Origin of the sequence: Janthinobacterium sp. PSPC1-1 (genome assembly GCF_049897625.1) — a bacterium.
Lineage (GTDB): Bacteria > Pseudomonadota > Gammaproteobacteria > Burkholderiales > Burkholderiaceae_D > Janthinobacterium > Janthinobacterium tructae.
This window is the reverse complement of the sequence record NZ_JAFCWP010000001.1, coordinates 304420-316772: the sequence shown is the minus strand read 5'-3', so window position 1 is coordinate 316772 and position 12353 is coordinate 304420. Positions and strand designations below refer to the sequence as shown.

5 protein-coding genes are annotated in these 12353 nt (G+C 64.0%); 4 read left to right on the top strand and 1 reads right to left on the bottom strand.

Annotation, left to right across the window (positions count from 1 at the left end):
- Positions 1-369 precede the first annotated feature (369 nt).
- The 4 genes from cphA (ACP7EG_RS01395) to ACP7EG_RS01380 all read left to right on the top strand — a co-directional run bounded on the left by cphA (ACP7EG_RS01395) (position 370) and on the right by ACP7EG_RS01380 (position 11429).
- Entirely contained in the window at positions 370-2547 is a 2178-nt protein-coding gene (cphA, locus tag ACP7EG_RS01395; RefSeq protein ID WP_426086121.1) for a cyanophycin synthetase, read from the top strand.
- 79 nt (positions 2548-2626) lie between these two features.
- Positions 2627-5197: a cyanophycin synthetase gene (gene cphA / locus ACP7EG_RS01390; RefSeq protein ID WP_426086120.1), complete on the top strand. Its 2571-nt coding sequence runs from the start codon at positions 2627-2629 to the stop codon at positions 5195-5197.
- Between the two features lie 207 nt (positions 5198-5404).
- On the top strand, positions 5405-8548 hold the full coding sequence (locus ACP7EG_RS01385) for an EAL domain-containing protein (RefSeq protein ID WP_426086119.1): 3144 nt from the start codon (positions 5405-5407) through the stop codon (positions 8546-8548).
- Positions 8549-8762: 214 nt separating this feature from the next.
- Positions 8763-11429: a TonB-dependent receptor gene (locus tag ACP7EG_RS01380; RefSeq protein ID WP_426086118.1), complete on the top strand. Its 2667-nt coding sequence runs from the start codon at positions 8763-8765 to the stop codon at positions 11427-11429.
- 71 nt (positions 11430-11500) lie between these two features.
- On the opposite strand, the gene ACP7EG_RS01375 is transcribed toward ACP7EG_RS01380, so the two are convergent.
- Positions 11501-12322, bottom strand: coding sequence for a sulfotransferase family protein (locus tag ACP7EG_RS01375; protein ID WP_426086117.1), 822 nt, complete (start codon positions 12320-12322; stop codon positions 11501-11503).
- Positions 12323-12353: the final 31 nt, after the last annotated feature.

Below are 12353 nucleotides of genomic sequence, written 5' to 3'. Positions count from 1 at the left end.
GTAGATGCACCAGTGGCAATTTCCTGTATTGTATCGAATGGATGCCTGCCAGTAAGGAATGATGGCAAAACGGCGCAAAAAAATGAGCGGCCATCGACCAGGGACAAGTATACAACAGCGCGCTGTTGCGCAAATGCTCCAGCTTGGCCCGGAGTCGGTATCTTTATAACAAGTAAGGCAACATTTAGTAACAATTAGAATGACAACAGCAGCAGAATACGAGAAGCAAACGCGACAAGGGACCGCTAAAAGTGGCACACTGCGCATACCCGGGATAAAGAACCAAGCACGAGCCTGAAAAGACTCTGTAGAGCCACCATAAAGTATCTGGCGCCCAGACGCCTGGCTTGTTATCAAGAAACCACTTACATGATCAAGAAGAAGAACATCGAATTTGCCCGCGTCACCCACTTGCGCGGCCCCAACATCTGGACGTATCGCCCGGTGATTGAAGCCTGGGTCGACATCGGCGAACTGGAAGACTATCCATCCAATACCCTGCCCGGCCTGTACGAGCGCCTGGTGGCATGGCTGCCGGGCATGATCGAGCACCGCTGCGGCGTGGGCGAACGGGGCGGCTTTTTCGAGCGCCTGCGCGAAGGCACCTGGTCGGCGCACATCCTCGAACACGTGGTGCTGGAATTGCAAAACCTGGCAGGCATGCGCACGGGCTTCGGCCAGACGCGCTCGACCAGCCAGCGCGGCGTCTACAAGATGGCTTTCCGCACGCGTGAAGAGCACGTGGGCCGCGCGGCCCTGGCCGCCGCGCGCGAACTGCTGATGGCCGCCATCAACGATGAAGCCTACGACCTGGAAGCGGCCCTGGCGCCCCTGCGCGACATGGTCGATGCGCGCTGCCTGGGCCCGAGCACGGCCAGCATCGTCGATGCGGCCACCGAGCGCGGCATCCCCTCGCTGCGCCTGAACGACGGCAACCTGGTGCAACTGGGCCACGGCGCCGCGCAGCGCCGCATCTGGACGGCCGAAACGGACCGCACCAGCGCGATTGCCGAAGGCATCGCCAGCGACAAGGACCTGACCAAATTCCTGCTCAAATCGTGCGGCGTGCGCGTCCCTGAAGGCAGCCTGGTGCGCAGCGCCGAAGCGGCCTGGGAAGAAGCGCAAGACATCGGCGTGCCTGTCGTGGTGAAACCGTATGACGGCAACCACGGCCGCGGCGTGTCGCTCAACCTGATGACGGAAGCGGACGTGAAAGCAGCCTACGCACTGGCCGCGCGCAAGGGCGACAGCTCGGCCGTGCTGGTGGAAAGCTTCATCACGGGCGACGAACACCGCTTGCTCGTCGTCGGCAACAAGCTGATCGCGGCCGCCAAGGGCGAATCCTTGTGGGTCGACGGCGATGGCGTCTCGAGCGTGCTGGACCTGGTGAACACGCAGATCAATATCGATCCGCGTCGCGGCGAAGGCGAAGATTTTCCATTGGGCACCGTCAAGCCGCATGAATCGGGCGAAATCGTGCTGGAACTGCAGCGCCAGGGCATGACCGCCCTGTCCGTGCCGCAGGCGGGCCAGAAAGTGCTGATCCAGCCGAACGGCAACGTGGCCATCGACGTCACGGACGACGTGCACCCGTCCGTCGTGCATGCGGCCCTGCTCGCCGCGCGCGTGGTGGGCCTGGATATCGCCGGCATCGACCTGGTCACCACCGACATCACGCGTCCGCTGGAAGAGCAGCGCGGCGCCATCATCGAAGTCAATGCCAGCCCCGGCCTGCTGGCGCACATCAAGCCGGGCGTGGGCCAGAGCCGCCCTGTCGGCGCGGCCATCGTCGACCACCTGTTCGCCGCCGAGGAAACGGGCCGCATTCCGCTGATCGGCGTGACGGGCACGCGCGGCGCCAGCCTGATCGTGCGCATGCTGTGCAAACTGCTCAACCTGTCGGGCCTGCACACGGGCGCCGTCTGCAGCGAAGGCATGTACCTGGACCAGCGCAGAGTCGTCAGCAGCGATTGCGTGAACTGGGACGCGGGCCAGCGCCTGCTGCTCAACCGCACCGTGCAGACGGCCCTGTTCGAGAGCAATCCACGCATGATCCTGGCCGAAGGCCTGGCCTATGACAAGTGCCAGATCGGCATCGTCACCGACATGGGCAGTTTGGAGAGCGTCAAGGATTTCGACGTGCTCGACGATGCTGGCCTGTACAAGGCCGTGCGCAGCCAGGTCGACGTGGTGGTGCCGACGGGCGTGGCCGTGCTCAACGCCGCCAACGCCCACGTGCTGGAACTGGCCGAGCTGTGCGACGGCACAGTGACCCTGTATGCGCAGGATGGCAGCCTGGCCGCCATCGCGGCGCAACTGGCCGCCGGCCAGCGCGCCGTGTTCGTACGCGGCAACCACATCGTGCTGGCCGAAGGCGGCATCGAAACGGTCTTGCTGTGCCTGGATCTGCTGAAACCGGCCACGGCCGGCAATGTCGACAGCGTGCTGGCCGTCGCGGCCGCCGCCTGGGCCATGAACCTGCCCGTCGACCTGATCTGCGCGGGTTTGCGCACGTTTGACGCCGCACCCGGCTGCATCGGGAATTAATCGGCAACAGGCAAAGCAGCACTCAAGCCCGGCCAGGACGGCCGGGCCCACAAGAACACAACAGGATTACGGTTTAATTATGGAAGTATCTCGCGTACGGGCCTTGCGGGGCCCTAATCTCTGGAGCCACGACACCGCCGTGGAAGCCATTGTTTCCTGCACCACGCAGGAACTCGACATCGCCCAGTTGCCCGGCTTCGAAGCACGCCTGCGCGCGCGCTTTCCGCAACTGAGCCCGCTGCAACCGCTGGGCAATTACAACGCCGCGCCGATGGCGCAGGTGCTGGAACTGGCGGCGCTGGGCCTGCAGGCGCAAGCCGGCTGCCCCGTCACCTTCAGCCGCACCACGCCGACCCTGGAAACGGGCATCTTCCAGGTCGTCGTCGAATACTCGGAAGAAGCCGTCGGCCGCCTGGCCCTGGAACTGGCGCAGCAGCTGTGCCGCGCAGCGCTCGACGATGCGCCATTCGATCTGGCCGGCGCCCTGCACCAGTTGCAGGAACTCGATGAAGACGTGCGCCTCGGTCCATCGACGGGTGCCATCGTCAACGCCGCCGTGGCGCGCAACATCCCGTTCCGCCGCCTGACCGAAGGCAGCCTGGTGACGTTCGGCTGGGGCAGCAAGCAACGCAAGATCCAGGCCGCCGAAATGGACGGCACCAGCGCGATTGCCGAAGCCATCGCGCAAGACAAGGAACTGACCAAGAAGCTGCTCGATTCGGCCGGCGTGCCCGTGCCGCACGGCCGTGTCGCCATCGATGCGGACGACGCCTGGGCCGCCGCCTGCGAGATCGGCCTGCCTGTCGTCGTCAAGCCAAAAGATGGCAACCAGGGCAAGGGCGTGACAGTGAACGTCACCACGCGCGAACAGCTGACGGCTGCCTTCCTCGCGGCGCAGGAATTCCGCGACGACATCCTCGTCGAACGCTATCTGCCGGGCCACGATTTCCGTTTGCTCGTCATCGGCAACAAGATGGTGGCAGCCGCCCGCCGCGACCCGCCGCAAGTGGTGGGCGACGGCCAGCACACGGTGCGCGAACTGGTCGACCAGGTCAACCTGGACCCGCGCCGCGGCAGCGGCCACGCCACCTCGCTGACGAAAATCCGCTTCGACGACATCGCCCTGGCCAGCCTGGCCAAGCAGGGCTACGTGGCCGAATCCGTGCCGCCCGTGGGCCAGCGCGTAATTTTGCGCAATAACGCCAACCTGTCGACGGGCGGCTCGGCCACCGACGTCACCGTCGACGTGCACCCGGAAGTGGCGGCGCGCGCCGTCGCCGCCGCGCACATGGTGGGCCTGGATATCTGCGGCGTGGACGTGGTCTCCGAAAGCATACTGAAACCGCTGGAAGAACAGAACGCCGGCATCGTTGAAGTGAACGCCGCACCGGGCCTGCGCATGCACCTGGCGCCGTCGTTCGGCAAGCCGCGTCCCGTGGGTGAAGCCATCATCGCCGCCATGTTCGCCGAGGGCGACGATGGCCGCATCCCCGTCGTTGCCGTGACGGGCACCAACGGCAAGACCACCACCGTGCGCCTGATCGCCCATCTGCTCACCACCTCGGGCCTGCGCACGGGCATGACCAACACCGATGGCGTGTACATCGAAGGACGCCAGATCGACAGCGGCGACTGCAGCGGTCCGCGCAGCGCGCGCAACGTGCTGCTGCACCCGGACGTGGACGCCGCCGTGTTCGAGACGGCGCGCGGCGGCATGCTGCGCGAAGGCCTGGCTTTTGATCGCTGCCAGGTCGCCGTGGTGACGAATATCGGCGCCGGGGATCACCTGGGACTGAACTACATCACCACCGTGGAAGACCTCGCGGTATTGAAACGCGTGATCGTGCAGAACGTGGCCGACAGCGGCGTGGCCGTGCTGAACGCCACCGACCCTGCCGTGGCGCGCATGGCCAAGAATTGCAGCGGCACGGTGACCTTCTTCGCCGCCGACAAGACGCATCCCGTGATGGCCACGCACCGCGCGCAGGGCAACCGCGTGGTGTACGTGGAAGATGGCAATCTGGTCGCCGCACAGGGCAAGGAACGCCACGAAATCGCCCTGTCGCAAGTGCCGATCACGCGCAACGGCGCCATCGGCTTCCAGGTCGACAACGTCATGGCTTCGCTGGCCGCCGCTTGGGCCGTGGGCCTGGACTGGAAAACCATCGCGCTGGGCCTGAAAACCTTTGCCAATGAAGCCGACAACGCGCCCGGCCGCTTCAATGTATTCGACTACAAGGGCGCCACCTTGATCGCCGACTATGGCCACAATCCGGACGCCATCCTGGCGCTGGTGCAGGCCGTGGAAAGCATGCCGGCCAAGCGCCGTTCGGTGGTCATCAGCGGTGCCGGCGACCGGCGCGACGAAGACATCCGCCAGCAGACGGAAATCCTCGGCGCCGCCTTCGACGACGTGCTGCTGTACCAGGACCAGTGCCAGCGCGGCCGCGCCGACGGCGAAGTGGTGGCCTTGCTGCGCCAGGGCTTGAACGGTGCCAAGCGCACCAGCCATATCGATGAAATCAACGGCGAATTCGTCGCCATCGACAAGGCCCTGGCACGCTTGAACGAAGGCGACCTGTGCCTGATCCTGATCGACCAGGTGGAAGAAGCGCTGGCGCACATCGCCAAGCGCGTCGCCGAAGCGTAAACGCAGCCTGATGGCATACGAGGGCGGCCTGCGGGCCGCCCTTTTTCATTGACACCGCTTTTCCGCACCAGCATGGGGCACGCACAGCCCAAAACGCCCCGCATCGACCTTATCAGCCTGTAAGTTCAGGCATGAAAATTGCTTATAAGAAAACATAAAATCGGCTGACGAGAAGGTGGGGCAGGTATGGTGGGCAGAATCTCGCGCATGATCGGAAAATTGACGGTGGGGCGCAAACTGGCGCTGATCTATTTGCTCGACCTGTCCGCCGTCATCTTCATTTCCGGCATCCTCATCAACGAAAAATACATCGCCATCGATTTCTCGCGCAAGGAGATGGCGGGCAACGACTACATCGCCGCCATCCGCGATGCGCTGCTGCCACTGACGCGCAGCACGGCGCAAGCGGACGCGCAAGCCGCCGCCATCGAGCAGGCCGAGCGCCAGTTCGGCGCAGGCATGCGCAGCGCGCAATTGAGCGGGGAATTCGCCACCCTGTTGCGCCAGGCCGGCGGCACGCCAGCGGCACATGACGGCATGGCGCCCTCGCCCGCCTTTGTGGCCGGACGCGAACTGCTTACACGCGTGGGCAATCAGTCGAACCTGATCCTCGACCCGGACCTGGACAGCTACTACACCATGTCGCTGGTGATCCTGCGCTTTCCCGAACTGCTGGAAGTGATCAACAGCACGCGGGACCTGGCCCTGCAGTTGGCGACAGCCGAAGGCGCGCAGCGCCAGCGCCTGCAGACCCAGTTCCTGATCCTCGAAGGGCGCATGGACGCCACCATGGGTGGCATCGGCAGCGACTACACGGAGGCGTTCGCGGCCAGCACACCGCTGCTGCGTCGGCACCTGGACGGCTCGCGCGCGGCCCTGCAGCAAGCCGTGGCGCAGTTTCGCGCCAGCACACAGGCGCTGGCCGGCACGCCGGCACATGCGAATGGCAACGCCGCGCTGCTGCGGCACGATGCGGCGGCCGTCGCGGCCCTGCAGCAGGCCTGGCGCGCGGCGGAAAACGAATTGCACCGCCTGATCCAGCTGCGCGTGGACGGCTTTTTCACGCGCATGTGGCTGCACCTGGGCACAGCCGTGCTGCTGCTGGTGCTGATATTGGGCCTGGTGTTTTTCGTCGCGCGGCAGATCGCCCTGCCCATCCGCCGCCTGGCGCGCGTGGCGCAAGAAGTGCGCGAAACGGGCGACCATAGCCTGCGCGCCATCTGGGACAGCGAGGACGAGACGGGGCGCCTGGTCAGCGCCTTCAATACCATGCTGCAGCAGCTCGACTTCCAGCGCATGGCGCAGCAAGACCTGGTGGCGCGCGCCAGCGCCGCCGACGCGCAGCGCCAGCTGGTCGACGCCATTCCCATCCCGCTGATGGTCACCTCGATCCCGCATCACCAGGTGCTGCACGCGAACCAGGCCGCGCACGCGTGGCAGGGCGGCCTGGAACTGGATCCTTGGGTGAGCGGCATGAGTCCGCAAGCCCGTTCGCGCTTCTTCCAGCGCTTGAGCGACCTGGGTGCCGTCGATGAGTTCGAGGTGTGCTGGAGCGGCGGCGGCACGCCCACCTGGGCCTTGATTTCCGCGCGCCTGATCGACTACCAGGGCCAGCGCGCCGTGCTGTCCACCTTCACGCCGATCAACAAGATGAAGCTGATGGAATCGCGCCTGGAACTGTGGGCAAAGGTCTTCGAGGCATCGGCTGAAAGCCTGATCGTGATGGATGCCGACATGCGCATCATCACCGTCAACCAGGCCTTCCGCCGCCATTCGCTGTACGAGATGGTGGAGCTGATCGGCAAGCGCCCGGCCTTCCTGCTGTCGCCGCAAAACAGCCATGAGCAGCTCGACAGCCTGCGCCAGACCCTGGCACGGCGCGGCTACTGGCAGGGAGAAATCTCGGTGCAGCGCAAATCGATGGAAAGCTATCCCGCCTGGCTGGTGATGAACGCCGTGCGCGACCTCGATGGCGTCACCACGCATTTCATCGCCAGTTCGCTCGACATCAGCGAACGCAAGGCCAGCGAGCGGCAGATCGAGCACATGGCCCACCACGATGCGCTCACGGGCCTGGCGAACCGCCACGTGTCGAAACTGCGCCTGGCGGCCGCCATCGCGCAGGCGCGCCGCAGCGGTGAAAAGGTGGGCGTGCTGTTCGTCGACCTGGACCGCTTCAAGCACGTCAACGACGCGCTTGGCCACCACGTGGGCGACGCACTGCTGCAATCGGTCTCAAAGCGCCTGCTGCAGCTGGTACGCGACGGCGACACCGTCAGCCGCCTGGGCGGCGATGAATTCGTCGTCATCCTCAACGGCATCGGTGACGCAGAAGCCATCGGCGCGCTGCTCGACACGCGATTGATACCGGCCATGCGCCAGCCGCACCTGGTGGAAGGCAGCACGCTGTATGTCTCGTGCAGCGTGGGCGTGGCCATCTATCCGGATCACGGCGACGACATGGATACCCTGATGCGCCACGCCGATGCGGCCATGTACCAGGCCAAGAGCGGCGGGCGCGATAATGCGCGCATGTTCACGCCGCAGATGCAGGAGCAGCAGTTGCAGCAGCTGCACCTGGAAAGCGACCTGCGCCACGCCATCGAGCGGCAGGAACTGGTGCTGTACTACCAGCCGCGCGTCGATGCGCAGAGCAGCCGCCTGAATGGCGTGGAAAGCCTGATCCGCTGGCAGCACCCGCAGCACGGCCTGATCGCGCCCGACAGCTTCATTCCCGCCGCCGAGGAATCGGGCCTGATCGTCTCCATCGGCGCATGGGTCATCCGCGAAGCCTGCCGCCAGCAGCTGGCCTGGCGCGAGGCGGGCGCGGGCGAGATCGCCGTGTCGATCAACCTGTCGGCCATCCAGTTGAAAAGCGGTACCCTGGTGGCCACCTTGCGCGAGGTGCTGCGCGAGTTTCCCGTCACGCCAGGACAGATCGAATTCGAACTGACCGAATCGATCCTGATGGACAACGTGGACGACACCATCACCACCCTGCACGCCATCAAGGCGCTGGGGTTTGCGCTGTCGATCGACGACTTCGGCACCGGCTATTCGAGCCTGAACTACCTGTGCCGCTTCCCGCTCGACAAGCTGAAAATCGACATGAGCTTCGTGCAGGACATCCACGGTTCGCCGCAAAACCTGGCCGTGACGAAAACCATCATCGGCCTGGGCCATACCCTGGGTTTGACGGTCACCGCCGAAGGCGTGGAAAGCGCGGCCGATGCCGACGTGCTGCGCCACGCCGGCTGCGATGAATTGCAAGGCTTTTATTTTGCCCGTCCCATGCCGCAGGCGCACTTCATGGCCTGGCTGGCGCACAGCGACGCGCGCTGCGCCGCCTGACACCTCCGCTGCAGCACGCGCCGGATTCGACAACGCGCAGTGCGCCGCCAGGGCGCATGAATGCTGCAGGGATACCGGAATCGGTATTGACATCGCAAAAGAAGTCATTTGTGGGGCAAAGTCATTCCCCCTACCATGTTTCCTGAGCAAGTTTCAGCTCTGGCGGCGACTGCCGCAGCGTTCTCAACATAACTAAAATACAGGTGGAGACAAGATGAAGCAATGGATGGCAACGGGCACCCGCACGCCCAAGCAAAACACACGGTTGACCTTGAAGGCCACGGTGGCCGCGCTGGCCGGCGCAGGCCTGCTGAGCAGCGCTTCCGTCTGGGCGCAACAGGCGCCCGCCGTGGAGACACCGGCGGCAGAAGTGGCAGAAACAGCGCCGGCGGCGGCACCAGCCGACAGCGGCATCGCCGTGGTGGCCGTCACGGGCGTACGCCGCGCCGCACAGAGTGCGCAGACGATCAAGAAGAACAACGACCAGGTGGTCGACTCCATCGTCGCCGATGAAATCGGCAAATTCCCCGACAAGAACGTGGCCGAAATCCTCGGCCGCGTGACGGGCGTGCAAATTCGCCGCGAAGGCGGCGAAGCAGGCTCCGTCATCATCCGCGGCCTGCCAGGCGTGGTGACCTTGCTCAACGGCCGCGAAATGTTCACGTCCGTGGGCCGCAGCCTGTACCTGGCCGACATTCCGACGGCCATGCTGCAGCGCGTGGACGTCTATAAATCGCAGGGCGCCGACATGGTCGAAGGCGGCACGGCCGGCGTGATCGACGTGCGCACCAACCGCCCCTTCGACTTCAAAGGTTTTACGGCGTCTGGCAATGTGCGCGCCGAGCACCGTGACAAGTCCGGCTCGACGGACCCGAACGTCAGCGGCATGGTCTCGAACCGCTGGAAAACCCCGTACGGCGAATTCGGCGCCCTGCTCGGCCTGTCCTATCAGCGCAGCAAATACTATGACGAGACGATCTGGAACGCCGAACCGGTGAAGCGCCCGGAAGCGGGCAACATCACGGGCCCCGATTCCGTCGGCATGATTCCGACCGTGGGCGACCGCAAGCGCTATGCGGCGAATGCCGCCTTCCAGTGGCGCCCGAACTCGCAGGTGGAAGTGTATGCGGAAGGCATGTCGACCCTGATCAAGCACGCGTTCGACAGCCAGTTCTTCGTCGGTTCGCTGCCCTGGGGCCAGAACCCGGACATCACCCTGATCCCCGGCACCAACCAGGCGGCCACAGTGGGCAAGATCGACGGCCCATGGTCGCCGTTCACGCTCGGTTCGACCCAGGCGCGGCGCGACCGCTCGATCGGTTCGCAAGGCGCCATCGGCGCGCGCTGGGACATCACGCCGCAGTTGCGCGCCACCACGGAGCTGGCGCGCACGGTGAGCAACTTCGAGCGCGAATTTCCCATCCTCGACTTCCTCGCGCATCCGACCAGCATCATCGGCAGCACCAACGTCAACGGCGGCGCGCAGATCAGCTACCCCGGCTACAACATGCTGGACCCGAAGAACTATACGCTGCTCGGCTTCTACGATAACCACAACCACGACGAAGGCAGCTCGACCGATTGGCGCGCCGACGTCACTTACGACATGGACAGCACGGGCTTCTTCCGCGAATTTTCGGGCGGCGTGCGCCTGGCCAAGCGCAAGGCCGAATCGATCCGCGAAAAAAATGGCCAGGGCGGCCTGACGTCGACCATGTACGCGGATGCGATTCCAGGCCTGGCCTGCACCTCGCACCAGAACACGGGCAACTTCGGCCTGCAAAGCTGGCTCACGCCATGCCGCGACTTCATGCTCAACAACACGGACACCTTGCGCCAGCTATTTACAGGCAGCAGCGAACGCAGCCCCGACGATCCGATGACCCACTTCAAGGATGTGGAAAAAACCAATGCCATCTACGGCAAGGCGCGCATCGGCTTTGACCTGGCACAAGTGCCGGTCGATGGCACCCTGGGCGTGCGCGTGGTGCAGACCAAGCAGGACCTGCAAGGCAATTCCTCGCAAAACGGCATCATCACGCCCGTGCGCGTGAAAACGTCGGACACGGACGTGCTGCCCAGCCTGACCCTGAAAGCCATGCTGCGCCAAGACCTGATCGCCCGCCTGACGGCCGGCAAGGCCGTACAGCGCCCAAACTTCGCCGACTTCAATCCCGGCGTGACCCTGGGCCAGAGCCTGGAAATGGTGCGCCCCACGGGCAGTGGCGGCAATCCCGACCTGAAACCCGTGGAAGGCAAGAACCTCGACGCGGCGCTGGAATGGTATTTCGCGCAGACGGGCTCCGTCACGGCCACCGTGTTCCGCCACAACTTCAAGAATTACATCCTGTCCGGTTCTGCCAAGGAAACGTATGGCGGCATCGTGTACGACATCACGCGCCCGCGCAACACGTCGAAGGGCCATCTGCAAGGCATGGAAATGGCCTACCAGCAGTTCTACGACAAACTGCCAGGCTGGATGAGCGGCCTGGGCCTGCAGGCCAACGCTACCTACATGACGGGCGAACTGGAAGAATTGAATGGCAGCGCACATCCGTTCACGGGCATGTCGAAATGGTCGGCTAACATCGTCGGTCTGTACGAACAGGGACCATGGTCGGCGCGCCTTGCCTACAGCTGGCGCGACAAGTACGTCGACGACTACAACTACCGCGGCAAGGGCATCCACCTGACCGTGGCGCCGACGAAAACCCTGGACGCGTCAGTGTCGTACAAGCTCAACCCGCACACCACGGTGACCCTGGACGCGAACAACCTGCTCGACTCGACCTACCGCGACTACCACGACACGCCGGACTACGTGCGCGATGTGCGCCGCTATGACAAGGTCGTCGGTTTGTCCGTTCGCTGGAGTTACTAGCCAATCCCCCTTTCTTCCTTGCGAGGGTTTTCAGCGCCAGCCGGCAACGGTTGGCGTTTTTTTTGCCTGCTTCAAGTCTTGGCAGGGTAGTACATGTCGTAAAACCAACCGCAAGCATTTTCGAGATACTGCTGGATACGCGGCGGAATCGCATGCTGTTGCGGCGCGCGGATGCTGGAAAACTGACGGTGCGTATATTTCATGCGGTAGTGGCTGTCGCTTTCGCGCAAACCCACGCGCAGCTTGCCCGGATCGATCTGGAACGGTGCCAATCCCAGCCAGGCATACAGATGCGCCATGCATTCGGCCGGGCGTGCCATCATGTCTTCAAACCGTAGCACGTACAACCTTTGCTGTACTGCCAGTGGCAAGTCGGGGATGCCTTGCAAATCGCTCAACGGAGCGCCGATGGTACGATCCTTGCCAAACAGCATGTCGGCCCGTCCCAGCCGGTCGTAATCGGCCAGGTGGTCGATAAAATCGAGCAGGATGGTACGCTGGTGCTGGGCTTCGACCGAACCATACACCTGCCCCAGCTCGCGCACGCAGACGATCAGCTTCGCTTCCGGCGCCAGTTGCAGCAACATCTCCATCGCCTTCAGCCATCCGCGATTCTTGTCCACTACGGCCTGCTTGCCGCAGTCCTGGTACCAGCCGCGCAGGAAGCCGCGCATCGCCGTCGTCAAATGCCCATAGCTGGCGTCGAAGCTGGTATCTAGCTGGGACAGAAAAAAAGGATCGTCGCTGATCGTATGTCGCATGCCGAGCAAGGCATTGCACAATGGCGAACTATTGCCTTCACTGTGCAGATCGGGATGCTGGGCCAGTAACTGGCACAGCAACGTCGAACCAGCACGCGGCAAGCCGGATACGCCGATAAAATGTGGAGTCATTGAATACCTGTGAGATTGTGAAGGCCATTTC

Bases quoted from the DNA above. Each gene is read 5' to 3' on its own strand.
- cphA (WP_426086121.1), top strand. From the start codon at position 370: ATGATCAAGAAGAAGAACATCGAATTTGCCCGCGTCACCCACTTGCGC.
- cphA (WP_426086120.1), top strand. From the start codon at position 2,627: ATGGAAGTATCTCGCGTACGGGCCTTGCGGGGCCCTAATCTCTGGAGC.
- ACP7EG_RS01385 (WP_426086119.1), top strand. From the start codon at position 5,405: ATGATCGGAAAATTGACGGTGGGGCGCAAACTGGCGCTGATCTATTTG.
- ACP7EG_RS01380 (WP_426086118.1), top strand. From the start codon at position 8,763: ATGAAGCAATGGATGGCAACGGGCACCCGCACGCCCAAGCAAAACACA.
- ACP7EG_RS01375 (WP_426086117.1), bottom strand. From the start codon at position 12,322: ATGACTCCACATTTTATCGGCGTATCCGGCTTGCCGCGTGCTGGTTCG.